Below are 23,992 nucleotides of genomic sequence, written 5' to 3'. Positions count from 1 at the left end.
CCTCAGGCCTCGATCTCTACGTCCGTCTTCGGCCGCGAGCAGCAGGCGAGGATGTATCCCTCGTCGATTTCATCGTCGAGAATGCCGCCATTGTGGCTCATCTCGACCTCGCCCGAGAGCTTCATGACGCGACAGGTGCCGCAGAGGCCGGATTCGCAGGCCGCTCCGATGCGCACACCGGCGGCACGCGCCGCCTGCAGGATCGTCTGGCCCGACGCGCAGGCCGCATCCTTGCCGGCCATGGAGAACCGGATCGTCGTCCCCTCCTCCGCCGGCGCATCGTCGCTCACCTCGGCAAGCGGTGTCGGCGCCTCGGCCGGCAGGAAGCTTTCCTGATGATAGCGCGACATGTCGAAGCCGTGCGCCTCGAGCATCGAGCGGACGGATTCCATGAAGACTTCCGGGCCGCAGCAGAAGATCGTCCGCTCCATGAAGTCGTGCGCGAGCAGCGCGATCTTCGCCTTGTCGATCCGCCCCTTCAGGCCCGACCACAGGTCGGTGCGGCCGCACTGCTCGACGATGAAGCCGAGGTCGAGACTGGGCATGAACCGCGCCAGATATTCGAGCTCGGAGCGGAAGATGATGTCGGAGGGGCTGCGGGAACAGTTGATGAAGGTGATGTCCGACAGCGGCGCCGTATCGGCCATGTAGCGCGTCATCGACATCATCGGCGTGATGCCGGAGCCGGCCGAGAGGAAGAGATATTTCTCCCCCGGATGGCGGACATGGGAGAAATCGCCGACCGGCCCATAAGCGCGAATGCGCATGCCGGGCTTCAGGTTCTCGAACATCCAGCGCGTGCCGACGCTGTCCTTCTGCGCCTTCACCGTCACCGCGACAGAGAAGGGCCGCGAGGGACTGGAGGAAAGCGTATAGGTGCGCATGGCGGGTTCCGGCCCCGTCGGCAACTCCAGCGTGACGAACTGGCCCGGCAGGTAGCGGAACCAGTTCTCGCGGTCGGAGCGGAACGTGAAGGTCATCACGTCCGGCGCCTCCGGAGTGGCCGAAAGGCATTCGAGAAGATGCAGCCTGTCGTTCCAGGGCTGCATCTGGTCGAGGTGCTGGAAGGAAACCGCCATGTTCATCTCACGCCACCACGGAAAGCTTGGCCTGGTCGCCCTGGAGCCGGTTGATCATGAAGTTGGAGTACCATTCCACGAACTGCATGACGCCGCCCTCGTCGGCCTCCGAATAGGGGCCGGGCTCATAGGCCGGCGAGTGGATGCCGAACGCGTTTTCCTCGACGATGCGGCGATCCTGGTCGTTGGTTTCCGTCCAGACATGCGTCAACTCGTCGAGATTGTAGTCCACGCCCTCGACGGCATCCTTGTGGACGATCCACTTCGTCGTGACGGCGGTCTCGTTTGGACCGATCGGCAGCACGCGGAAGGAGATCGCATGGTCGCCGAGCATGTGATTCCACGTCGTCGGATAGTGGAAGAGCAGCATCGTGCCGATGTGGCTGACCGTCACGTCATCAGAAAGCGGCCGCTTGACGGCGCGCTGGCCTGACATGGTGTAGCTTTCCGCGCCTTCGATCAGCGGCATGCGCGCCGTGCGGAACTGGCCGTCCGGCGAAATCTTGAACTCGCTCGGCAGGCCGGCACGCTCGCAGCGGCTCCAGTGCTCGGCGATGACGGGATCGTCGAACGCGCCCTGCACGCCGCTGACGGTCGGTGCTTCCGGGAAGGTACGGCAGAGTTCCGGATGGTTGGCCGCGCAATGATAGCATTCGCGGTTGTTTTCCCAGACGAGCTTCCAGTTGCCCTTCTCGATGATGGTGCTCTGGAAGGCGATCTTCGCCTCGCCGATGCGGTGCGGCTTCATGTAGGGTTCGATGGAATTGCGAACCGGCGCGAAATCCGGGGCGTTCTTCGCGAGGCAGATGAAGATGTAGCCTGCAACGCTCTCGCAATGGGCCGGCTTCAGGCCGAACTGGCTCTTGTCAAAATCCTCCGCCATATGGCGGGCGAAAAGCAGCGAGCCGTCGAGTTCGTAGGTCCACTGGTGATAAGGGCACACGAGCTTTGCCGAGGAGCCGCGGTCGGAGGTGCAGACGCGCGAACCGCGGTGGCGACAGCTGTTGTGGAAGGCGCGGATCTGGTTGTCACGGCCGCGCACGATGACGACGGGATATTCGCCGACCTGTACGGTGAAATAGTTCCCGGCCCTCGGCACTTCGCAATCATGGCCGATAAACAGCCAGTCGCGATAGTAGAGCAATTCCATGTCCAGCTTGAAATAGTCGGGGTCGGTGTAAAAAGGCTGTTCCAGGCTGAAACCCTGGCGGCGGTTCTTCAACTGCCTCAAAACATTGCTGCGAATATCCATTGCATATCCTCGTGCATCTCGCTGTCGTTGCGGGCGGAGGACACGGCTCGACCGGCCCCGAAAGACCCCGGCACGTTTTCCTCCGGCCGCCCGCCGCGGCCAGTTCAGAATCTCTATCCCCAGGCTGGTTTCCGGGCTCAGGAGCCGTCCCCGCAGGGACGATCGCGGCGCCTTCCCAGGCTTGAATGCCCAGTGGCTGTTTTGCCGCGTTATGCTCCACCACCGTTGCGGGGGCAGCGCCGGATTTCGACCGGCTTCCCAATTCTCCGCCTCCCTATCGGGCGGCACCTTGAGATTGCTTCATATAAGCATCGGTCCTTGCCGCCGCGTGGCTGCAATGCGACATGGGCTTCGAAATTGGCGACAGCACAGAAGCTGTGATCGCGCCGTGAGCGCGGTTCGAGGATCACCCTTCAATTCAATGCGTTAGAGGCTCCAGCACTCCGCTGGCAGCCACGTCGCCGCTGACGTCGGCGAGACCTTGGGGACGGCCCATTCCGTTTGCGACACATGCCGCCGAAAACGGAAGTCGGCAACGCGGTTGTGGCATCATAACGGCACAGCCGAGGCCGTCACCTTAAGCCGGCATTAAGCATGGGCCCCTATCCTGCCCGCACGGACACAAGATTGGAAAGAGTGCAGGCGATGGCAAGGCTCCGATACTACGATGCGAGCAACCAGGTGCCGCCGCCCGCCGCCACCGCCGCAACGATCCATTCCGAGTTCCTCCGCACGGGCAAGATCACCCGCGCAAAGGAAAACGAGCTCGCCGGTGGGCGTCGCTATCTCTCCCACGAGGCGGTGGCGGAACTCACTGGCCGCAAGCTGAGAGCGGCCGGCGAAAAGACGGTCGAGCGCCTGAACGGCTTCCACGATTCCATCAGGTTTCCCAAGCTGATATTCCACCGGACGCTGAGGGGGAGCCCTCATCTCGGTTACTGCCATGTGACCGCCGCGCGCACCCGCTTTGCGCAGTACGAGGGCGTGAACTGGGCCTTCTACATCGCCAACTTCTATGCGGAGATCGGCGACAACGACAATTTCTTCGAGCAGTTCAACCCGAAATATTCCCGCATGTACTTCGCCGTCGCGATGACCCCCTCGGAAGACTCTGCCGAGGCGGAAGCCGAAAGCGACGCGCCGAGCCGGCCGAAGATGGTCATCGACCGCAACATCAGGGGTAACGGTGTGCTCTTCCACACCCATGACCCGCAGGTCGCCATCAGGAACGTGCTGCTTCTGGGCGCACGACACGAGCAGTTGCGGGACATCATCCGCCAGCTCTGAGGGCAGCCACCCGCGTCGAGAAAGGCAATTGATCCCCGGCGTCGGAAAGCCTAATGACAGCCTGAACTGCGAACCGGTCAGGCCATGGCAAGACACATCGACATTGGAACGAACGAAGAGACGGCGATCGTCGAGGCCTGCAAGGTGCTCTCCGACGGCTTTCCGATCGCGCTTCCGACGGAAACCGTCTACGGACTTGCCGCCGACGCAACCAACCCGCTCGCCATCACCCGCATCTACGAGACCAAGGGCCGGCCGCGTTTCAACCCGCTGATCGCCCACATGTCCGGCCTTGAGATGGCGGAGCGTCACGCGATCTTCGATCCGCTTTCGCGACGGCTTGCTGAGGCCTTCTGGCCCGGGCCGCTGACGCTGGTCCTGCCGCTCAGGTCGGACAGCGCCATCCATGCGCTTGCGACAGCCGGGCTCGACAGCGTCGGCATCCGCGTACCGGTGGGCTTTGCCGGTCGCCTGATCGGTGCCTTCGGCAGGCCGCTTGCCGCCCCCAGCGCCAACACGTCCGGCAAGGTGAGCTCGACGACCGCGGAACACGTCGCGGACGACCTTGGTGAGAAGATCCCGCTCATCCTCGATGCCGGCGCGTCCGCTGTCGGCGTCGAATCGACGATCGTCAAGATCGAGGACGGCGAATTGCGGCTGCTGCGGCCGGGCGGGCTGGCGGCGGAGGAGATCGAGCGAGTCGCCGGCAGGAAGCTGCTGCGCAACGGCGCCGGCAAGGCGGCTATCGAGGCACCGGGCATGCTCGCCTCGCACTACGCGCCGGGGGCTGCAGTCCGGCTCAACGCCACAGAGGTTAACGCCGGCGAGGCGCTGATCCGCTTCGGCGACGCACCCGTTTCCGGCGTAGAGGCGGCGGCGGCCGTTCTCAACCTCAGCCCCGGCGGCGACCTTTCGGAGGCGGCGACGAACCTCTTCGACTTCATGAAGAAGGCCGATGCCAGCGGCGCGGCCACGATCGCCTTTTCCGCCATTCCCGAGGAGGGGCTGGGCGAGGCGATCAACGACCGGCTGCGGCGCGCCGCAGCCCCGAGGGAATAGGACGGGAGGCAGAAGACCCAATGGGCGGAACGATGATCTCACAGGAACTTCTCGAACGCTTCACGGCGATCGTCGGCGAGCGGCACGCGCTGCGCGATGCGGCCGATCTTGCCCCGCATCTCGTCGAGAACCGCGGACTCTATCACGGCGCCTCTCCCCTGCTGCTCAAGCCGTGCTCCGTCGAGGAGGTCTCGGCGATCCTCAAGCTTGCCAGCGAAACCAGTACCGCGATCGTGCCGCAGACGGGGAATACCGGCCTTGTCGGCGGCCAGACGCCGCGTGAGGGCGGCGCCGACATCATTGTCTCTCTGGAGCGCATGAACCGTGTCCGCGAAGTCGATCCGGTCGCCAACATCCTCGTCGCCGAAGGCGGTGCGATCCTCGCCGAGGTGCAGAAGGCAGCCGAGGCGCATGGCCGCCTCTTCCCGCTCTCGCTCGGCTCCGAGGGGTCCTGCCGTATCGGCGGTAACCTCTCCACCAATGCCGGCGGCACCGCCGTGCTTGCCTATGGCAACATGCGCCAACTCTGCCTTGGGCTGGAAGTCGTGCTGCCGACCGGCGAGATCTGGAACGGGCTCCGGCGGCTGAAGAAGGACAATACCGGCTACGACCTGCGCGACCTCTTCATCGGCGCGGAAGGCACGCTCGGCATCATCACCGCCGCCGTCTTGAAGCTGTACCCGCAACCGCTCGGCAAGCAGGTGGCCTTTGCCGGTCTCAACACCGTCGAGGACGCGCTTGCGCTGTTCAACCAGGCATCCAGCCTGTGCGGTCCGGCCCTGACCGGCTTCGAGCTGATGCCGCGCTTTGGCGTGGAGATCACCGCCCGCAACATCGAGGGCGTGCGCGATCCGCTGGAATCACCACATCCCTGGTATGTGCTGATCGATATCTCAACCTCGGATTCTGCCGAGACTGCCGAACGGATGATGACGACGCTGCTGGAGCAGGGCTTCGAAGCGGGTCTCGTGCAGGATGCCGTCATCGCCTCGTCGGTCGCCCAGCAAAAGGCGCTCTGGCACATGCGGGAAAGCATGTCGGAGGCGCAGAAGCCCGAGGGCGGCTCGATCAAGCACGATGTCTCGGTTCCCGTATCGCAGATCCCGGAATTCATGCACCAGGCGGAAGAGGCGGTGATGGCGGCAATGCCCGGCGCGCGCATCTGCGCCTTCGGTCACATGGGCGACGGCAACATCCACTACAACATTTCCCAGCCCGTCGGCGTCGACAAGGACGCCTTCATCGCACGCTGGCACGAGATGAACGGCATCGTCCACGGATTGGTGCTTGCCCATGGCGGCTCGATTTCGGCCGAGCACGGGATCGGCCAGCTGAAGCGCGACGAGCTTGCTTCGATCCGTTCGGAAATCGAGATGGATCTGATGCGCCGCATCAAGCGCGCCTTCGACCCCGCCGGCATCATGAACCCGGGCAAGGTCGTCAACGTCTGAGGCGCTGTCGGCCTACCGCGCTCCGCCCATGAGGATGCTGAGCGCGGTCGAAGCGGAGGACGTGGTGTCCGTATTGTTCGCCACGTCGTACATTGCGGCAAAGCGCTTCAGCATCTTGTCCAGCTTCTTGGGATCGTGCAGGTCTTCGATGTTGACGATCTTCTTCAGCATCTTCGCCTGCTGATCGACATCCATGCCCGAAATCGAACTCGGCAGGTTGAATGTCGTGGTGATGACCTGGAACATGGCCCTGTCGCCCATCAGGTCGTAAATCGAGGTCATGCGATCGGCGTTGCGCTCGAAATAGAGGGCAAGGCGGATCCCTTCATTGCTCTCGCCCTGCTCGAGTTCCAGCGTCTGCCGCAGATAGAGCTCGCCGGTCTTTCGCAGTTCGCTGGCATTCTGGGCAACGCCGACGCCGTCCCTCGAAAGCTGACCCTTCTCGTCGAAATTGAACGAGGTGACGAGGTCCCTGAGCTTTGCGTTCTCCGGCTTGTTCAGGATGCTCTTCGGATCATCCGGATCGGCGGCGAAAGCCTGCTTCAGCACATCGGCCGTGTATTTTTTCGGGTCGAGCCCCTTCGCTGCCAGCATGAAGGAGACGAGGTCCTTGTTTCCAAGCAGGTCGGAGACCGACTTGACCGTGCCGATCGAGTCCTCGAATTTCGCGATATCCTTTTTCGCGGCCTTCACGGCATCATCCTTGGCCGGGCCTTCGAGGGACATGGTCTTGCGGTCGCTGTAGTCTAGTGCAAGCGCGGACATCTGATTGGCGGAGAGCGCCTGCAGCGCCACGGAGACATTGCCCTTGCTGTCGAAATTGAAGGCCTTGGCGAGCTTGACGAAGCGGTCATCCTTCAGCGAATTGACGTAGCTTTTCGGATCGTAGGGGTCGCTCGTGAGGATCTTGCGCAGCTCGGTCTTCGACACCTCGCTCTCGTCGATCCCGTAGGCCCGCAGCGCCATCGAGGTGAGTTCAGGCATCTTGTTGTTGAAGGCGTCCTTGTCGTCCCTGTTGCTCACGAACAGGTCCTTGATCTTGACGATGCCGCTGTCCATCCGCTTCTTGAAATTCTTCACCGCATCGTCGATCAGATCGGTCGTGCTGTCGTCGTAGCGGGCAGTGTAGTTGGCGGAGACCTTGGCGACCTGCTCGGCCGTCTGCACGTCCTGTCCGGCCGGAACGGTGCCATCGGCCGCAAAGTTGAACATGGGAACCACGGCGGCATAACCGAGCTGGTTGGCGTAGCTCTTGGGGTCAGAAATGTCGCTTGCCATGACGGCCTTGAAGCCCGCAGCGCTGAGCGCCGGATCGATGCTGTAGGCGGCCTTAACATAGCTGAACAGCCGGGGATCCTTCACGAGGTCATCGATCGAGCGGACCGAGAGGATATTGGCCTCGTAGTAGGCCTTGTTGTATTGCGCCCCGACCTTCGTCGTGAAGGAGGGAACGGTGATGTTGTAGGTTTCGACCATCTTGTCGGTCTGGGCGGCCGTCTGGGCAGCGCCGTTGGCAACCGTGCCGTCGGCGTTGAAGCTGAACTGTGCGGCGAGCGCCTTGTACTTCGCATTGCCGTTCGTGTTGACGAAGCTCGCCGGGTCGTTGACATCGCTTGTCAGCACCTGCTTCAGGAAGCTCTTGGAAACGTAGGTCGCATCGATGCCGAGGGAGTCCAGCGCGTAGTTGCGCAGCCGGTCGTCGTTCAACAGCTCGTTGACATTCGTGACCTTGGCGATGGCCTTCCGGAAATAGGCGCTCTCGGTCTTGGCCGAGCCTTCCTCGTTGGTGAAGGACTGCTTGTAGAGGCCTATCAGTTCGTCTTCCTGCGCATCGCTCTGGACATCCTTCGACGTGGAGCCGAAGTTGAAGGCGGCTGCGAAGTCCTTGTACCTCTGGTCGTTCAGGCGATTGGCAAAGCTGTTCGGATCGCTGAGGTCGCTCTCGAGAACCTTCTTCATGAAGGCCTTGGCATAGCCCATGTCATCGAGGCCGTAAGCCTTCACCGCATAGCTATAGAGGCGGTAGTCGTCCATCAGATCATCGACGGTCTCTACCTTGCCGATGTGGGCATTGTAGTAGTCGCTCTCCCGCTTGACCTGCGTTTGGGAGGCAACCTTGTCGAGACTGCTCTTGATGTCCCGGTTGATCAATGTGAAGCCGAGATAGGTCGAGATCATGAAGGGCGCCCTCTTGAGCACGGCTGTTGGCGGACAGAATCTGTTGCCTAAGCTTCGCACGGAAAGCTTACTCGAGGCTTACCGGCCTTCGCCTTATGCGTGTATCGTTTAGGACCACTCGACGCCGCTTTCTTCACCCTTCGGAAACCCTGCGGCGTTGGCCTTTGCTAACCATCCATGGACGCAAAGTTTTCTTAACCGCGATTTTTAAGCTGTCCGGAAGAGCGGGTGCCTATTGTCGGGCCATAGAGGACGGAAAGTCCCAAGGAGAAGACCGGCGACGGCTCTCAGGTAAGACAAGGGTAGAAACTCGATGACCAACACCGTCATGAAGCCCGCATGGGCAGGAACGACACTTCGGCTGGACCCAAAGCGCTTTCCGCAGCAGGTCAGCTATGCAGCCAAGGGGTCGTCTTCCGACGTCACAATCACCATCGACGAACGGGGCGCCGTAATGCGCAAGGTGCTTCCGTCGAGCGGCCTGCCGCTTTCCATCGCCTTGCCGAAGCGCGCCTTCAAAGGCGTGGCGGCCCGCGCCATCGATCACGGCGACGGCGAAGTCACCGTGACGCTCGAACTTCATCACGACGATCCGGAACTCTGCATTCCGCTTCTCGTCGCGCATGACCTTTGTGATATCGCCGCCGACTGGCGCAGCTGGTCCGAAGCCTTCCGCATTCCCATGCTGATGGTCGAGGCCGACGGCATTGCCCGGCCGCTCGAGGAGCATCTCGGCGACATCCGGACGCAGCAGCTGAAGCCGCGGCGCCGGCACTCCTTCTTCGCAAACCGCCGCCCGCGTTTTCTGGTGCGGCGTACAACCGGCCAGCTCGGCGTCGCCATGAAAATCGCCGGACGCGAGATCATCGCCCGCAAATAGGCCCGCAGGACCCTCGCTCAAGACAAGGATCCGGTCCCACAAGGGGCCGGATTTTCCTTGCGGGTTACGGCACCAGGAATATCAGCGACAGGAAGAGGCCCGCGAAGATGATACCGCCGACCTTGCCGTTCGACTTGAAGAGCGCGAGGCACTGCGCGGGATCGTTGATGTCCAGCCGGGCGATCTGGTAGGCAAACATCACCGCAGCGATTGCGAGGCCCGCAAAAGCAAGAACGCCGGCACCGGCGACCGTGAACGAGCCAAACATCAGCAAGAGCGTCAGGCCATAGAGGCCGACGAGCCAGAGCCGCGTTCTCTCTCCGAAGAGACGAGCGGTGGAGCGAACGCCGATGAGCTCGTCGTCCTCCTTGTCCTGGTGGGCATAGATCGTGTCGTATCCGATCGTCCACACAATCGCCGATGCATAGAGAAGCAATGCCGCGACCGAAAGGCTTCCGAAGACGGCGGCCCAGCCCATCAGCGCACCCCAGGAGAAAGCAAGTCCCAGGAAGAACTGCGGCCAATCCGTGAAACGCTTGGCGAAGGGATAGAGCGCCACGATTGCCAATGACAGGACGCCGAGGATGACCGTGAACCAGTTGAACATCAGGAGCACGACCAACCCGACCAACGCCTGCAGCACCATGAATATCTTGGCCTGGCGTCGGCTCACCCTGCCGGAAGGCAGCGGCCGCGAGCGCGTACGCTCCACCTCCATGTCGATCTCGTGGTCGACGAGATCGTTGTAGGTGCAGCCGGCGCCGCGCATGGCAACGGAACCGACGAAAAACAGGAAAAGATGCAGGATGAACTGGCGGCCGGAGAAGACACCCGCATGCGCGGCCACGTTTGCCGCAAGCCCCGCCGACCAGAAGCAGGGCCACATGAGCAGCTGCCAGCCGATCGGCCTGTCCCAGCGCGCAAGCTGCGCGTAGGGCCAGAGTGCCGGGCTTAATATCCGGTACACCCAGTTGTCCGAGGGCGCGTCGGCCACGCGCCCGTGATTATGTTCCGCCCTTTTGTACATGACGCCATGTAGCGGCGGCGGCGTGCGTCGGTCAATAACCCGCCGCACGCCCAGGGGCATCATCGCGTCGAGAAATTGAACCGGTAGTTCGCCGAGACGCCGACCGTGAGCTGATTCGGGGAACCGCGCTCCGTGACGAGACTGCTGTCGGCCGCCGATCCGGCCAGACGCTTGTACTCGATGAAGGAACTCGCGGTGAGATTTTCCATCGCTTGCCAGGTAAGCGCCCCGCCGACACCGACCGATTCGATACCGCCGCCCGGACTGTAGGCGGAGAGGCCCGAAGCTGCGGCCTCCTCCGTGGTAACGCCGTAATAGGTGTCGAAATAGTCCCTGCTGGCGAAGGTCGCGCGGGGACCGCCCGAGAGCTGCAGGTTCGGGGCTATATCGGTAAACGCGTCGACCGCGAGATCGGCGACGAGCCCATAATGGGAGCGGACACCCTGGCGCAATTCGGCACGGCCGCGCAGCCAATCGGTCGGGTAGGCCTCCACGAAGCCGCCGATTTCGGCACCCCATTTCACTGCCTTCAGGCCCTTGAGCTCCGAGGCGGTATTTCCATCCTGTTCCGGGACGAACCGCCCGGCAATACCGGCGCGGACGGTACCGTTATCGAACAGGGCAACGGACGGACTGTCGTTGCGCGAGGAGAAACGCGGGGAACTTCCCTGCTTGCCGACCGAAACGAGAGGGGCGAACTGCAGGTCGCCGCGGGAGGCGCCCTTGAACTTCGGCCCGACGAAAGCCTCGGCACCGAGGCTGAAATACCAGTCGCCGGACCACCACGGCGAGCCATCCTGGGCTCTTGCCATTCCCGAAGACAAAAGAAAAACGCCCGCAAACAGGGGCGCCAGCAATCGACAAAACATATCCGCACTCCAGAACACGCAATACAAAGGCCGCGGACCGACGGCACTAAGTGCGCAATTATCCGGATGTCGTTACCGCACTGTTAACTACGGCTGCTGAATCGATTGGCGGTCGCGGGAAACAGAACGCGGCGCCGGCTTCGGCGCCGCGTCATCCCGCCTGCCCTATCAAATCAAAAGGTTACCTTCTCCAGAGGCGCGCGCGTCGCCTCGAATTCCTTCAGCCTGGCCTCGCCCGCAGCGATGTAGCTGCGATTGTCCGGAACGGCGAACTGGTTCTTCGAGAGCTGGATCTGGAAGATGAAGAGTTCATCCCAGCGGAAGCCTATCTCCGATCCGGCCAGATAGAATTCCCACATGCGAAAGAACCGCTCGTCATAGAGCGCAACCGCCTCCTCCTTGCGGGCGACAAAGCGCTCGCGCCAGTGGCGCAGCGTATACGCGTAGTGCATCGGAAGGATTTCGACGTCCTTGACGAGCAGCCCGGCCTTTTCGAGTGCTGGCGTGACCTCGCCGACCGAGGGGATGTAGCCGCCGGGGAAGATGTATTTCTCGATGAAGGCGTTGGTGGCGAAGCTCGGCTTCGGCCGGCCGATCGAATGCAGCACCATTACGCCGTTGTCTTCGAGCAGGTCACTGACCTTGCGGAAGAAGTTGCGGTAGTTGCCGATGCCGACATGCTCGAACATGCCGACCGAGACGATGCGGTCGAACTTCCGGCCCGTCAGCGTCCGGTAGTCCTGGAGCTCGAAGCGGACGCGATCGGCAAGGCCACGCTTGGCCGCACGGTCGCGCGAGACCTTGAGTTGTTCCTCGGAAAGCGTGATCCCGGTGAAATCCGACCGCTCGGTCGCTTCGGCCAGGTACATGCCCATGCCACCCCATCCGGAGCCGATTTCGAGGATGCGTTGACCGGGCTCCAGCAGGAGCTTCGCAGCGATGTGGCGCTTCTTCGCAAGTTGCGCTTCATCCAGGGTGATGCCCGCAGGCTCGAAATAGGCACAGGAATATTGCCAGTCCTGATCCAGGAAGAGATCGAAGAGCTTGGCCGAGAGATCGTAGTGATGCGCAACATTGTGCTTGTTGCGGTTGACCGGGAAGCGGCTCTTCAGCTGCTGCCACGCGATGCGGCCGATGAGCAGCGCCGCCATGCGGAAGTCGAAGATCTCGTTGGTGGTGTTCTGCTTCACCAGGGCGAGGAAGTCATAGATGTTGCCCTGCTCGAGGATGAACCGGCCTTCCATGAACATCTCGCCGAGCTTGAGCGTCGGGTCGCGACCAATCGCCTCTTCGGCCTCCTGGTCCGCAAGACGGACGGCGACCAGATCGCCAGAGCCGTCACCGAGTATGTGCGTCTCACCTGAGGCGCGAGTGATTTTCAATGAACCTTTGCGGATAATTTTCTTGACGATCGTTAAGAGGGCCGACGCCATTGACGCCTCGCATGTTTTTTGGGGGACGACAAAACAATGCGAGCACTAAACGCCTCTTTTTGCGGACAGACAAGCACGCGGAATGGCACTCCGGCACGAACGGTGCCAAAGTGTGACATTCTTGCAATGACGGCCGCTAAGCCCTTATTTTCGTTTCATGGCATCGGCGAGCGCGGCCCCGAAACTGCCCCGCGTTTCCTCCTTCGGCCGCCCCTGCTGAGGTTTTGCCGATGAGCGATCGCTCCCCGACGGCCGCGACTCACGTGCAGTCGGCACGCCGGCAGAGCCGTCGTCCCGGCGCATCGAAAGCGCGATTCGCTTGCGCCTCGCATCGACCTCGACCACCCTCACCTTCACCACGTCGCCGGCCTTGACGACCTCATGCGGGTCCTTCACGAAGCGGTCGGCAAGCTGCGAGACATGCACCAAACCGTCCTGGTGGACGCCTATGTCCACGAAAGCGCCGAAGGCTGCGACATTAGTGACGGTACCCTCCAGCATCATGCCAGGCTTGAGGTCCGAGATCTCGTTGATCCCTTCCGCGAAGGTCGCGGTCTTGAAGCTCGGGCGCGGGTCCCGGCCGGGTTTTTCAAGCTCCGCGATGATGTCCTTTACCGTCGGCAGCCCAAACTTCTCGTCGATGAACTTCCGCGGATCGAGCCCCTTCAACATGGCGCTGTCGCCCATCAGCGTGCGCAGGTCGCGGCCGCAGGCGGCGACGATCTTCTTGGCCACTCCATAGGCTTCCGGGTGGACGGACGAGGCATCAAGCGGCTCCTTGCCATCAGGGATGCGCAGGAAGCCCGCTGCCTGTTCGAATGTACGCTGGCCGAGGCGGGAAACCTTCAGCAGTTCCTTTCGGCTTTCGAAGGGACCGTTCTGGTCGCGGTGCAGCACGATGGCATCGGCAATCGAGCGGCCGAGGCCTGAGACGCGGGCAAGCAGCGGCGCGGAAGCAGTATTGAGGTCGACGCCGACGGCATTCACCGCGTCTTCCACCACCGCATCGAGCGAGCGTGAGAGCTTGCCCTGGTCGACGTCGTGCTGGTACTGGCCGACGCCAATCGACTTCGGCTCGATCTTCACAAGCTCGGCCAGCGGGTCCTGCAGGCGGCGCGCGATCGAAACGGCGCCGCGCAGCGACACGTCGAGGCTTGGGAACTCCAGTGCCGCGGTCTCCGAGGCGGAATAGACCGAGGCGCCGGCTTCCGAGACGATCACCTTGGTCGGCTTGGCACCCGGCAGCTCGGCCAGCATGTCGGCCACCAGCTTTTCCGTCTCGCGACTGCCGGTACCGTTGCCGATCGAGAGCAGCTCGACATTGTGCTTGCGGATCAGCGAGGCAAGCTCGACCTGGGCCCCGCGCACGTCGTTTCGCGGCTGGAAGGGATAGACGGTGGAGGTGGCAACCAGCTTGCCGGTGCCGTCGACTACGGCGACCTTGACACCGGTGCGGATGCCCGGATCGAGACCCATGGTGGCGCGGGACCCCGCCGGCGCCGCAAGCAGCAGATCCTTGAGGTTGCGTGCAAAGACGTGGATCGCCTCCTCCTCGGCCCGCTCGCGCATCTCGCGCATCAGGTCGAGCGAGAGCGACATGGAGAGTTTCACTCGCCAGGTCCAGCTTGCGACCTCCATCAGCCAGCGGTCGCCGGGGCGGCTCGCGCCGATCTCGTATGCGCTCGCGATCATCCGCTCGGCCGGCTTGTTTGGCGAGGCGATCTCGGCATCGGCCTCGATCGAGAGCGTCAGCACCTCCTCGTTCCAGCCGCGCAGCATGGCGAGTGCACGGTGGCTCGGCGCCGTCGCCCAGCGTTCGGAATGGTCGAAATAGTCGGAGAATTTCTCGCCGGTCACCTGCTTGCCGTCCACGACCTTCGCCTTCAGGAGGGCGGCATTGCGCATATGGCCGCGCAGCTTGCCGAGCAGGTCGGCATTTTCGGAAATGCCCTCGGCGATGATATCGCGCGCGCCTTCGAGCGCCGCCTTCACGTCCGGCACATCCGCCGTGAGGAAACCTTCCGCAAGCACTGCCGGCTCCTTCGCTCGCTCCGCGAGGATCGCTTCGCCCAGCGGACCCAGGCCACGCTCACGGGCGATCTCGGCGCGGGTGCGACGCTTCGGCTTGTAGGGCAGATAGAGATCTTCCAGCTCGGCCTTGGTGGCTGCACCAGTGATCTTGCCCATAAGCTCGTCGGTCATCTTGCCCTGGCCGGTGATCGATTCGACGATCGTGTCGCGGCGGGCTTCCAGCTCACGCAGGTAGACGAGACGTTCCGCCAGATTGCGCAGCTGCGTATCATCCAGCCCGCCGGTCACTTCCTTGCGATAGCGCGCGATGAAGGGCACCGTCGCACCCTCGTCCAGAAGCTCGATCGCCGCCTTTGCCTGATCGGGCCGGGCGTTGATTTCGGAGGAGATGACAGCGGCAAGCGAGCGGAGGTCAGCGGCCATGAGAATTCCTGCGTTTCACGAAAGTTGCGGGACCATAACGGCGAAAAGCGGCAAGGCAATGCCCGGCCCGGCTTTCCACAGCAAGATGCGCGCGATATGTCGCCTTTTTGCGGTTGTGCAGAAGCGGCATTCTTTGGTAGCAGAGGCGACCGTTTTGGACCGTCCTGCCTTCAGGACGCAAGGAAGAGTAACATGCCGAACCTGCTTCTCGAACTTCGCTCCGAAGAGATTCCAGCACGCATGCAGCGCAAGGCTGCGGGCGACCTGAAGAAACTCGTCACCGATGCGCTGGTCGAGGCCGGTCTTTCCTATGAGGGAGCGCGCGAATACTGGACGCCGCGACGCCTCACGCTTGACATCCATGGCCTGACGGCCCGTTCGGCCGATGTCCGCGAAGAGCGCAAGGGCCCCCGCACCGATGCCCCGGAAAAGGCGATCGAAGGCTTTCTGCGCGGCGCAGGGCTTTCCTCTGTTTCCGAAGCGCAGGTGGTCAGCGACCCGAAGAAGGGCGATTTCTACGTCGCCGTCATTTCGAAACCCGGCCGCTCGGCGGAAGAGATCGTCGCCGAGGTGATGCCCGGCATCATCCGCGATTTTCCCTGGCCGAAGCCCATGCGCTGGGGCAAGGCCTCGGCGAAGCCCGGCTCGCTCACCTGGGTGCGGCCGCTGCAATCGATCGTCTGCACCTTCGGCACCGAGCACGAGGAAACCGCCGTCATCCCCTTCGAGATCGACGGCATCACGGCTTCCAACATCACCTATGGCCACCGCTTCCATGCGCCAGGCGCGATCACGGTCAAGCGCTTCGATGATTATGCCGCGAGCCTGGAGAAGGCCAAGGTCATGCTCGATGCCGAGCGGCGCAAGGACATCATCCTCCATGACGCCCGCGACATCGCCTTCGCAAACGGCCTCGAACTCGTCGAGGACGAGGGCCTGCTGGAGGAGGTCTCCGGCCTCGTCGAATGGCCGCAGGTGCTGATGGGCTCCTTCGAGGAGGACTATCTCTCAATCCCCTCGGAAATCATTCGCCTGACGATCAAGACGAACCAGAAGTGTTTCGTCACCCGCCCGCAGGGTGGAGAGGGCCTCTCCAACAAGTTTATCCTCGTCGCGAATATCGAGGCGAAGGACGGCGGCAAGGAAATCGTCCACGGCAACGGCAAGGTCGTCCGCGCCCGCCTCTCCGACGCGCTGCACTTCTGGAAGCGCGACCAAGGCAACCTGCCGGACCTCGAGACACTCGTGGCATCCGCCGAGAAATTCGGCCTCGATCTCGCCAAGCCGCTCGACCAGCGCATGGCGAAGCTCGACGCGCTGAACGTAACGTTCCATGCCAAGCTGGGTACACAGGGCGAGCGCGTGCAGCGCATCCGGGCAATGGCTGCGAAGATCGCCTTTCCTCTCGGCGCCGACTACAAACTGGTCGACCGGGCCGTCGTGCTTGCGAAGGCCGACCTGCGCACCGAGGCAGTTGGTGAGTTCCCGGAACTGCAGGGCGTCATGGGCCGCAAATACGCCGCTCTGCAAGGCGAGGATGCAGCCGTCTCGACCGCTATCGAGGACCACTACAAGCCACAGGGCCCATCCGACCAGCTGCCGGGGGAAAAGATCGCGATCACAGTTGCGCTTGCCGACAAGCTGGACACGCTGATCGGCTTCTGGGCCGTCGATGAAAAGCCGACCGGCTCGAAGGATCCGTTCGCATTGCGTCGCGCCGCGCTCGGCGTCATCCGCATCATTCTGGAACGCGGCGTTCGCCTGACACTGTTGCCGCGTATCGCGAGCCATATGGGCCGGATCGATGCGGACATATCGGAGAAAGCCAACGGCAGGAAAGCCGAGCAAGGCGGGGACTACCTCACATCCCAGGGCGCAGTGGACGATGGCCAGTCGCGTCAGCTCGATCTCCTCTCCTTCTTCCACGACCGCCTGAAGGTCTACCTTCGCGATCAGGGTGCCCGCTACGACCTCATCGATGCGGTGCTGACGCCCGAGGCTGACGACCTGCTTTTGGTCGCCCGCCGCGTCGAGGCGCTGACCGCCTTCATCACCTCGGAAGACGGCAAGAACCTGCTCGCCGGCACCAAGCGCGCCACGCAGATCCTTGCGGCCGAGGAGAAGAAGGGCACCGTGATCGCAGACGGCGTTTCCGAAAACCTCTTCCGGCTCGATGCCGAAAGAGAGCTCTTCGCCGCCATCACCAAGGCGTCCGCGGAAGCGTCCGCCGCAATCGCCAACGAGGATTTCCGCTCGGCCATGCAGGCGCTCTCGGCACTGCGTGCCCCAGTCGACCGCTTCTTCGAGGAGGTTCTCGTCAACGACGAGGACACAGCCATCCGCGCCAACCGCCTCGCGCTCCTGCGACTGATCCGAGACGCGACGGGCACGGTTGCGGATTTCTCCAAGATCGCGGGGTAAGGGGCGTCTAGACGCCAGTTCAAGTGTGATTGGCTTGCGCCAACGCGAGTTTTCGCGTCGCGAATTGTCGTCAACTTGAATGGACGATCAGACTGTCCTTGCCAATTCCCTTAGGTTGCTGTTTACTACACAACACAATCATTGGGTGCGCGATGTGTTGGTCTGAATTGAGAGACTGTGCAGATGTTGCCGGGAACCTTGCCACGGTTGCGACAGCATTGATCGCGGGGGGCGCCTTATGGTTTGCGTGGCGGCAAATCAGCGAGAACCGGAAAATATCCAGGGAGTCCGGAGCACTAGGAGCCTATCGCGACTATCTGCGGCTTTGCTTTGATTTTCCTCAGTACTCCTCTGCCAAAATGGCACTCAGAGAGATAGGCGCTGAGGATTTTTCTGGAATAGAATGCGATCTTACCAAAAGGTCTGAAAAATACCTCTGGTTTCTCTCGATATTGCTGAATACCGCGGAACAAATTCTCCTCGACGTGGAGGCTGAAGGTGAGTGGAGGATAGTGTTGAAGTGGCAGCTTCACTATCACCATCCCGCCTTGCAGGAAATTTGGCCAGGGTCTCAGTTCGGATATTCCGGGGCCATGCGGAAGCTTGTCGACGAAGTTCTTGCCGAAGGCCCGGATGTGTGACGACGGCGAGGCGCCGTGAGGGCCGTTAGCCCAGGACACCGGTTGTGATGATCGCAAGGACCGCGTAGCGCGCGGTCTTGGCGATGGTCACGAGCAGCAGGAACGTCGGCAGGGGCTCGCGGAGCACGCCTGCCACGACGGTGATGGGATCGCCCACGATCGGCACCCAGCTTGCGAGCAGCGACCACTTGCCATAGCGGCGATACCAGCGCTGCGCGCGTTCCAGCGCCGGCTCGCTCACCGGAAACCATCGTCTTTCGCGGAAGCGCTCGATGCCCACTCCGAGCAGCCAGTTCAGCACGGAGCCGAGAACGTTTCCAGCGCTCGCCACGGCGACCAGCAGAAGGGGCGAATATTCAGCGCTCAGGATGAGGCCGACGAGCCCTGCCTCGGATTGCATGGGGAATATGGTTGCGGCGGCGAACGACATCATGAACAGGCCGGCATAAATTGCGAGGTCGTTCACGGCCGTTTCTCTGCCGGGCCAGATTGGCGGTCTTCAGCGATGGCGACAGTCCTTCTGGTGCGTGAATGGTGCGGCGGCGAAAGCCCCGTGGGCTGGAATTACCATGCCCGACGAGGTATTCCCAAGTCATGAACAAGATCCTCGTCAGCGCCTGCCTCATGGGCCATGCCGTCCGCTATGACGGGCGGGCCAAGCCGCTCGCCCACCCGGCAATCGAGCAATGGCGGCAGGAGGGCCGGCTGGTCACGATCTGTCCGGAGATGTCGGCCGGCATGCCGGTGCCACGCCCGCCGGCAGAGATCGAGCCCGGCAACACCGGCGAGGACGTTCTTTCGGGCCACGCCGGCGTGTTTGAAATCACGGGTGGTCACGTCACCCACGAATTCCTGCAGGCTGCCGAAAACGCTGTGGCCCTGGCGCGCGACACCGGCTGCCGCTATGCGCTGCTGATCGACGGCAGTCCCTCCTGCGGCTCTGGATTCGTCTATGACGGTTCGTTTTCTGGAAACCGCAAGACGGGAAGCGGCGTCACGGCCGCAGCCCTGAGACGCGCCGGCGTCGAGGTGTTCTCGCACGGCGACATCGAGAGGCTGATCGAGCGCCTTGCCGCTGCAGATGGTGGCTGAGAACGCCGTAGGCGGAACACTTCTCCCCTTGTCCCAAGATGCCTCCGAGCTCGGACAATCCGAGAGGTTCCGCGTTCACGCGCGCCTTCCGGAACGATCTTTGAAACCCACGAGAAGTCGAAAACCCGTGCTCCCCACGCTTACGTGCTCCGGATAACGCGAAGGTACAAGATGGTCAGGATGATGGCCCATAGATAATCGAAGGCTGCGAACCAGAGGAAACCTCCGCCGCAGAAGACCCACACGCTTCCCATCCAGACGCGGCCGAACAGGCCGATGATATTGGGAGCGCGGACCCCGACCGGATCGCGCAACCCGGGGAGATAGAGGGTCGTGACAAGGATAAGCGTCGCACCCCAGCCTCGCGTCCAGCCATCGGGGATCGGGCCGGGCAGGCCCGCATAGTAGCCGACGACATCGGGAATGAGGAGGCAGGCGAGCCCGATCGCCAGGTGCAGCAGCAGGTTGATTGACAGCAGTATCTTGTAAGTGCGCACGATGCCGGTTCGCGATACGCCGGATGCATTAATGTCCAGGCTGCCAGTCATAGGCGCTCCCCCGCTCGAGCAATTCCAGCAAAAGTGCGTAGCGATTTTGCGTCCGGAACTGCGTTAGACAAATAGATGGAGCATGCCCGTCACTCATGGAAAACGGAAACGCTCTGGACCAGCGGGAAGCCGAAGTAGCGGCTTCCTGCCGGCGATCGGGCCGGTGCCGTGGCTTTCAAGGCAGTTGCAGGCAACAGCGCTTCAGCTGCGGCGCACGTTCCACATTGCGCCCGATGCGGCTGCGCGACAAGAGCTATCGCCGCCTAAAAACAAGCGAAGGTTGTCTCTTGGGCGCATGGAGCATCCATAGATAAAAGAATGCGCCCTTGCTTCTCTTCAAGGGCGCATTCATTCCACCACTGGTGGAACCCCTAGCGACCGAAACCTTGGTCGGGTGGGGCAGGGAACTTTTGATCTTACTGTAGCCTAAGCTCAAATGCAGAAATGTCGAGCGGCTTGATTTGTTCCGTCGCGCTGGCGGCTGTCGGGGCAACGGAGGCGGACACTGGCTTGACGTCGAAGGGCGTGACGGCGGCAGTCGTCGATACGGTGTCGATACCCTCTGCGGGAGCGCCCTCGCCTTCGACCGCGGCGACAGCCGCGGGCGTCGCCTTGGAGACGAAGACGACGGGCGAGCCGCCCATCCAGGCTTCGGTGCGCACGACCTTCGGCGCGCCATTGATGTCGCGGATCTCGACCGTCTGTGTGCCCGGCTTGAGTGCGGGAACGATATAGTCCCTCTTAGGATCCTTCTTCCGCAGCGGCGGGCAATCGGCGCAGGCCTTGACGACGATGCTGCCGGCATCCGCTGCGGGCTTTGCCGGGATGCGCTCGATCGAGGAAGCGGCCGCCGAGCCTGCGGCGAGCGCGAAAGCGACTGTCAAGAAGATATGACGCATGCGGGGCTACTCCGTCTCAATATGGGAGCAGATTAGCGCGCCTTTATTTCCATCCGGTCAGGGGAAACGGTAAAAATTGAATGGAAGCCTGTTTTTGTTGCGAAATCAGCCGCCTCAGCGCCCGTCGCGCGCGATCGCCTGCCAGCCGATGTCGCGCCGGCAAAAGCCGTTGTCCCAGACCACCTTGTCCACCAGTTCATAGGCCTGCTCTTGGGCTTCACGAACCGTCGCGCCGGTCGCCGTCACATTGAGCACGCGACCACCGGAAGCGACCAGTTGGCCGTCCTTGAGGGCTGTGCCGGCATGGAACACCTTGGCCCCTGCTGCCGTCTCGGGCAGGCTCTCGATCGGCGTGTTCTTTTCGTAGGCGCCTGGATAACCCTTCGACGCCATGACGACAGTGAGTGCCACGTCATCGCTCCATTCGGCGTCGACCTTGTCGAGCGTGCCGGTGGCGCAGGCGTGCAGGATCGGCAGCAGGTCGCTCTTCAGCCGCATCATTAGCACCTGGCATTCCGGATCGCCGAAGCGGACATTGTATTCGATCAGTTCCGGACCCTTCTCGGTGATCATCAGCCCGGCGAAAAAGACGCCCGAAAAGGCATGGCCGCTTTCCGCCATGCCGCGCACGGTCGGCTCTATGACTTCCTTCATGGTGCGCGCCACCATGTCCGGCGTCATGACTGGGGCCGGCGAATATGCGCCCATGCCGCCGGTATTCGGCCCGGTATCGCCGTCGCCGACGCGCTTGTGGTCCTGGGCGGCCGCAAGCGGCAGCACGTTCTTGCCGTCGCAGAGACAGAAGAAGCTCGCCTCCTCGCCATCGAGATAGGCCTCGATGACGACCTCGGCACCGGCTTCCCCGAAGGCGCCCTCGAAGCAGTCGTCGACGGCAGCCAGCGCCTCGTCGAGCGTCATCGCCACCGTCACGCCCTTGCCGGCGGCAAGCCCATCGGCCTTGACGACGATCGGCGCGCCCTGCTGGCGGATATAGGCCTTTGCCTTCGGCGCGTTGTTGAAGCGCTGGTAGGCGCCGGTCGGAATGTCGTAGCGCGCGCAGATATCCTTGGTGAAGCCCTTGGAGCCTTCGAGCTGGGCAGCCGCGGCCGAGGGGCCGAAGACGGCGATTCCATCGCGGCGCAGGCGATCGGCAAGGCCCGCGACCAGCGGCGCCTCGGGGCCGACGACGACGAAATCGATCGCCTTCTCGCGGCAGAAGGCGGCAACCGCCTCATGGTCTTCGATGTTCAGCGCGACGAGGCTCGCATGTTCGGCGATGCCGGGATTGCCTGGAGCCGCATAGAATTCGGTCATCAGCGGGGATTGGGCAAGCTTCCAGGCCAGCGCGTGCTCGCGTCCGCCGCATCCGATCAACAGAACTCTCATGGCCTTGCCCCTTCTGGTTCGTCCTGCCGCCGTTAAGCGGGGCGGCAGCAAAGGTCAAGAGGCTACCAGCCGCCTCCCCCGCCTCCGCCACCGCCGCCGCCCGAAAAACCGCCGCCGGAGGAAAAGCCCGACGAGGAACTGGAGCGCGGCGCCGGAATGGTCGAGGCGATGGTCGACGACATCGAGGACGAGAAGCCGCCGATGCGATCGGAAAAGCTGCCGTAGGAGTGGCCGGAGTACCAGCCGGGGCTGTAGGCCGCGGCCGCGGCACCGGCTGCCGCCGCCGCAAGCCAGGCTTCGAAGGCGCGAGACCATGGCTTTTCAACCCCGAGCGCCACCGCATAGGGCAGAAGCGTCTCGAAATGCTGCGGCGACATGGTCGGCGCGCCCTGCATGTTCATCCGATCTTTCTCGGCAAGCGTCAGATATTGCCTTAGGCCGTCAATGCCATCCATCAACCGTGCCCCGAGCGGCGTCGGCGCACCCATCAGGAAGAAGAACACGAAGTTCGCAATGAAGATGCCGGTGATGGCGACAAGCAGCGGCAGCTGCTCGTTTTCCGCCGCAGACGTCGCAAGCATCGCGACGAAGCCTGAAAGGACAGAAACGGCGACGACGCCGATGATGGCGAAGACCACGACCCTAATGATGCGCACGAGAAGGCTTGAATGCCGGTGAAAGGCCTTGCCGATGCTGACCGCCAGGATCGAAGCGAAGACCGACAGGAAGAGCGGCACGACGATGAGCGGGATCGCCTCCTCGTGCAGCTTGCCGAAGAGCACGATGCCGGCAAGGAAGAGAGCGGAAAGCAGCACGCCGCCAACGATATAGAGGACATTCGCCTTGTAGTACTGGCCGCGATGTTCTCTCTCGATGGCGCTGCGGAACTTCTGTCCGATCTTCTGCACCTTCACACCATTGGCCTTGTCGATCACGAGCTGCGAGCCCTCGCCGCCCAAGTTGTCGAGCAGAGCCTGCTGCCCGGATTCCAGATTCGGTGGCAGAGCCTTGCCCGTGCGGCGAATGATGATCCTGCTGTCGAGGTCTTCGAGGACCACGTAGCCCTTGACGGCAAGGTCGAGCGCGGTCGCAGAAAGCGCCGTCCATCCCTGGCCGGAAAAGCCCTTGTTGTCGACATAGTTGACCAGCGCCGGCGACAGGCCATCCGGCGGATCCCAGCGCGGCACCATGACGCCCCGCGCTGGATCGCGTCCGACCGCGAGCCAGGCGCGCGTGTAGTAGATCAGGACAACCGCTAGGCCGCCGAAGCCGAGGATGAGGTCGAGATTGTCCTTGAGGAACCACATCCGTTCCTGCGAGGCGCTGGGCGGGGCGATGACGCCCTTGGCAAGCTTTACGGCGATGGTGAGCCCTTCGCCGACGGCCAGCGGCCGTGTCATCTCGAAGTCTACGCGGTTGCCCTGTTCGGTAACGCGCGCGTTATGCGCGGTGGAACCCTGCGGACCCGTGAAAAAATTGACGTCTTCGGCAATGGCGCCTTCTGGCAGCGTTACGTCGGCGGACGCAGAGAGGATCGGGAACCGCCAGCCGTTGCCGGTGACGTTCCAGTAGAGTTCGTCATGATCGGCGAAATAGCGGATCTGGCGGTTGGTGCGGTAGGTGATGGTGAAGCTGTGCCGGCCGGGGTCGAGAAAGACGTCCTGCTCGCCGGTGTAGATACGGATGCCGCCGCCGATGCTTTCGCTGTGCCACGGCTCTGGCCGGCCGTCGCGTTCCACCGAGACCACCTCGAAATCGACATCGGCCCTGCGGCCGTTCGCGTCGAGGAAAGTGAGCGGGAAGTCGCGGAAGATACCGCGCTTGATTTCCCGCCCCTCGACCTGAACGTCGAGCGTTTCGGAGACCTGCATCTGCCCATCGCGCTCGACCTCGACAGCGGAGCGGAATGAGTTGATGACCTCCGCGGCGGACACGCTCGACAGTGAAAGCGGCGTTGCCAGCCACAGCACCGCCAGAGCAAGCGTAGCAAGAAAGCCCTTCACCGTCCGGTTCCCCTCCCCTCGCCGGGCGCGAGG

Annotated in this window: 19 protein-coding genes and 1 riboswitch; of the genes, 7 read left to right on the top strand and 12 right to left on the bottom strand. The window is 62.7% G+C overall.

Annotated elements, in window-relative coordinates:
* Nucleotides 1-2: 2 nt before the first annotated feature.
* Entirely contained in the window at nt 3-1,085 is a 1,083-nt protein-coding gene (locus tag EV286_RS02095) for a hybrid-cluster NAD(P)-dependent oxidoreductase (RefSeq protein ID WP_132955340.1), read from the bottom strand.
* Between the two features lies 1 nt (nt 1,086).
* Nucleotides 1,087-2,331, bottom strand: coding sequence for an aromatic ring-hydroxylating dioxygenase subunit alpha (locus tag EV286_RS02090; protein WP_132955339.1), 1,245 nt, complete (start codon nt 2,329-2,331; stop codon nt 1,087-1,089).
* Nucleotides 2,332-2,435: 104 nt separating this feature from the next.
* A riboswitch (cobalamin riboswitch) is annotated at nt 2,436-2,638 on the bottom strand.
* Between the two features lie 338 nt (nt 2,639-2,976).
* Between EV286_RS02090 and EV286_RS02085 the strand changes: the two genes are divergently transcribed.
* From EV286_RS02085 to EV286_RS02075, 3 genes are all read left to right on the top strand, one after another.
* Nucleotides 2,977-3,618 (top strand): DUF6656 family protein, encoded by a 642-nt coding sequence (locus EV286_RS02085; protein WP_132955338.1) that lies wholly within the window; start codon nt 2,977-2,979, stop codon nt 3,616-3,618.
* 84 nt (nt 3,619-3,702) lie between these two features.
* The gene (locus EV286_RS02080; protein WP_132955337.1) at nt 3,703-4,677 is read left to right on the top strand and encodes an L-threonylcarbamoyladenylate synthase; all 975 of its coding nucleotides are present in this window, start codon (nt 3,703-3,705) and stop codon (nt 4,675-4,677) included.
* A 20-nt stretch (nt 4,678-4,697) separates the two neighbouring features.
* Nucleotides 4,698-6,128, top strand: coding sequence for an FAD-binding oxidoreductase (locus EV286_RS02075; protein WP_132955336.1), 1,431 nt, complete (start codon nt 4,698-4,700; stop codon nt 6,126-6,128).
* Nucleotides 6,129-6,140: 12 nt separating this feature from the next.
* On the opposite strand, the gene EV286_RS02070 is transcribed toward EV286_RS02075, so the two are convergent.
* Nucleotides 6,141-8,306 (bottom strand): DUF1217 domain-containing protein, encoded by a 2,166-nt coding sequence (locus tag EV286_RS02070; RefSeq protein ID WP_132955335.1) that lies wholly within the window; start codon nt 8,304-8,306, stop codon nt 6,141-6,143.
* 313 nt (nt 8,307-8,619) lie between these two features.
* On the opposite strand from EV286_RS02070, the gene EV286_RS02065 reads away from it, so the two are divergent.
* On the top strand, nt 8,620-9,186 hold the full coding sequence (locus tag EV286_RS02065; RefSeq protein ID WP_132955334.1) for a DUF6101 family protein: 567 nt from the start codon (nt 8,620-8,622) through the stop codon (nt 9,184-9,186).
* A gap of 64 nt (nt 9,187-9,250) precedes the next feature.
* Here EV286_RS02065 and ubiA read toward each other — a convergent pair whose 3' ends face one another.
* From ubiA to EV286_RS02045, 4 genes are all read right to left on the bottom strand, one after another.
* Entirely contained in the window at nt 9,251-10,213 is a 963-nt protein-coding gene (ubiA, locus tag EV286_RS02060; protein WP_132955333.1) for a 4-hydroxybenzoate octaprenyltransferase, read from the bottom strand.
* A gap of 59 nt (nt 10,214-10,272) precedes the next feature.
* Entirely contained in the window at nt 10,273-11,025 is a 753-nt protein-coding gene (locus EV286_RS02055) for a MipA/OmpV family protein (RefSeq protein ID WP_245500585.1), read from the bottom strand.
* Nucleotides 11,026-11,255: 230 nt separating this feature from the next.
* Complete coding sequence (locus EV286_RS02050; protein WP_132955331.1) at nt 11,256-12,515, bottom strand: cyclopropane-fatty-acyl-phospholipid synthase family protein; 1,260 nt, start codon at nt 12,513-12,515, stop codon at nt 11,256-11,258.
* 144 nt (nt 12,516-12,659) lie between these two features.
* Nucleotides 12,660-14,969 carry a Tex family protein gene (locus tag EV286_RS02045; RefSeq protein WP_132955330.1) on the bottom strand — a complete coding sequence of 770 codons (2,310 nt, stop codon included), beginning with the start codon at nt 14,967-14,969 and terminating at the stop codon, nt 12,660-12,662.
* Nucleotides 14,970-15,161: 192 nt separating this feature from the next.
* Between EV286_RS02045 and glyS the strand changes: the two genes are divergently transcribed.
* Together glyS and EV286_RS02035 are read left to right on the top strand one after the other, a co-directional pair.
* Entirely contained in the window at nt 15,162-17,390 is a 2,229-nt protein-coding gene (gene glyS, locus EV286_RS02040) for a glycine--tRNA ligase subunit beta (RefSeq protein WP_132955329.1), read from the top strand.
* Between the two features lie 152 nt (nt 17,391-17,542).
* Complete coding sequence (locus tag EV286_RS02035) at nt 17,543-18,031, top strand: hypothetical protein (protein WP_132955328.1); 489 nt, start codon at nt 17,543-17,545, stop codon at nt 18,029-18,031.
* Nucleotides 18,032-18,056: 25 nt separating this feature from the next.
* Here EV286_RS02035 and EV286_RS02030 read toward each other — a convergent pair whose 3' ends face one another.
* A complete protein-coding gene (locus EV286_RS02030; protein ID WP_132955327.1) occupies nt 18,057-18,497 on the bottom strand; it encodes a YqaA family protein in 441 nt (146 codons plus the stop codon).
* Between the two features lie 128 nt (nt 18,498-18,625).
* Here EV286_RS02030 and EV286_RS02025 point away from each other — a divergent pair, with 128 nt between their 5' ends.
* Nucleotides 18,626-19,123: a DUF523 domain-containing protein gene (locus tag EV286_RS02025; RefSeq protein WP_132955326.1), complete on the top strand. Its 498-nt coding sequence runs from the start codon at nt 18,626-18,628 to the stop codon at nt 19,121-19,123.
* Nucleotides 19,124-19,263: 140 nt separating this feature from the next.
* Here EV286_RS02025 and EV286_RS02020 read toward each other — a convergent pair whose 3' ends face one another.
* The 4 genes from EV286_RS02020 to EV286_RS02005 form a co-directional block, all read right to left on the bottom strand.
* Nucleotides 19,264-19,671 carry a hypothetical protein gene (locus EV286_RS02020; RefSeq protein WP_132955325.1) on the bottom strand — a complete coding sequence of 136 codons (408 nt, stop codon included), beginning with the start codon at nt 19,669-19,671 and terminating at the stop codon, nt 19,264-19,266.
* Between the two features lie 416 nt (nt 19,672-20,087).
* Entirely contained in the window at nt 20,088-20,570 is a 483-nt protein-coding gene (locus EV286_RS02015; protein ID WP_132955324.1) for a plant virulence effector HPE1-like domain-containing protein, read from the bottom strand.
* A 114-nt stretch (nt 20,571-20,684) separates the two neighbouring features.
* Nucleotides 20,685-21,956 (bottom strand): phosphoribosylamine--glycine ligase, encoded by a 1,272-nt coding sequence (gene purD / locus EV286_RS02010; protein ID WP_132955323.1) that lies wholly within the window; start codon nt 21,954-21,956, stop codon nt 20,685-20,687.
* Nucleotides 21,957-22,018: 62 nt separating this feature from the next.
* A complete protein-coding gene (locus tag EV286_RS02005) occupies nt 22,019-23,959 on the bottom strand; it encodes a DUF2207 domain-containing protein (RefSeq protein WP_132955322.1) in 1,941 nt (646 codons plus the stop codon).
* Nucleotides 23,960-23,992 lie beyond the last annotated feature (33 nt).

It is taken from the genome of Rhizobium sp. BK251 (assembly GCF_004345245.1).
In the GTDB taxonomy this organism is placed as follows: Bacteria; Pseudomonadota; Alphaproteobacteria; order Rhizobiales; family Rhizobiaceae; genus Rhizobium.
This window is presented reverse-complemented; position numbering and strand designations above follow the sequence as displayed.

What these genes read in the sequence shown, in the direction of transcription:
- EV286_RS02095 (WP_132955340.1), bottom strand. Translation starts at nt 1,085, where the DNA reads ATGAACATGGCGGTTTCCTTCCAGCACCTCGACCAGATGCAGCCCTGG.
- EV286_RS02090 (WP_132955339.1), bottom strand. Translation starts at nt 2,331, where the DNA reads ATGGATATTCGCAGCAATGTTTTGAGGCAGTTGAAGAACCGCCGCCAG.
- EV286_RS02085 (WP_132955338.1), top strand. Translation starts at nt 2,977, where the DNA reads ATGGCAAGGCTCCGATACTACGATGCGAGCAACCAGGTGCCGCCGCCC.
- EV286_RS02080 (WP_132955337.1), top strand. Translation starts at nt 3,703, where the DNA reads ATGGCAAGACACATCGACATTGGAACGAACGAAGAGACGGCGATCGTC.
- EV286_RS02075 (WP_132955336.1), top strand. Translation starts at nt 4,698, where the DNA reads ATGGGCGGAACGATGATCTCACAGGAACTTCTCGAACGCTTCACGGCG.
- EV286_RS02070 (WP_132955335.1), bottom strand. Translation starts at nt 8,306, where the DNA reads ATGATCTCGACCTATCTCGGCTTCACATTGATCAACCGGGACATCAAG.
- EV286_RS02065 (WP_132955334.1), top strand. Translation starts at nt 8,620, where the DNA reads ATGACCAACACCGTCATGAAGCCCGCATGGGCAGGAACGACACTTCGG.
- ubiA (WP_132955333.1), bottom strand. Translation starts at nt 10,213, where the DNA reads ATGTACAAAAGGGCGGAACATAATCACGGGCGCGTGGCCGACGCGCCC.
- EV286_RS02055 (WP_245500585.1), bottom strand. Translation starts at nt 11,025, where the DNA reads ATGGCAAGAGCCCAGGATGGCTCGCCGTGGTGGTCCGGCGACTGGTAT.
- EV286_RS02050 (WP_132955331.1), bottom strand. Translation starts at nt 12,515, where the DNA reads ATGGCGTCGGCCCTCTTAACGATCGTCAAGAAAATTATCCGCAAAGGT.
- EV286_RS02045 (WP_132955330.1), bottom strand. Translation starts at nt 14,969, where the DNA reads ATGGCCGCTGACCTCCGCTCGCTTGCCGCTGTCATCTCCTCCGAAATC.
- glyS (WP_132955329.1), top strand. Translation starts at nt 15,162, where the DNA reads ATGCCGAACCTGCTTCTCGAACTTCGCTCCGAAGAGATTCCAGCACGC.
- EV286_RS02035 (WP_132955328.1), top strand. Translation starts at nt 17,543, where the DNA reads ATGTGTTGGTCTGAATTGAGAGACTGTGCAGATGTTGCCGGGAACCTT.
- EV286_RS02025 (WP_132955326.1), top strand. Translation starts at nt 18,626, where the DNA reads ATGAACAAGATCCTCGTCAGCGCCTGCCTCATGGGCCATGCCGTCCGC.
- EV286_RS02020 (WP_132955325.1), bottom strand. Translation starts at nt 19,671, where the DNA reads ATGACTGGCAGCCTGGACATTAATGCATCCGGCGTATCGCGAACCGGC.
- EV286_RS02015 (WP_132955324.1), bottom strand. Translation starts at nt 20,570, where the DNA reads ATGCGTCATATCTTCTTGACAGTCGCTTTCGCGCTCGCCGCAGGCTCG.
- purD (WP_132955323.1), bottom strand. Translation starts at nt 21,956, where the DNA reads ATGAGAGTTCTGTTGATCGGATGCGGCGGACGCGAGCACGCGCTGGCC.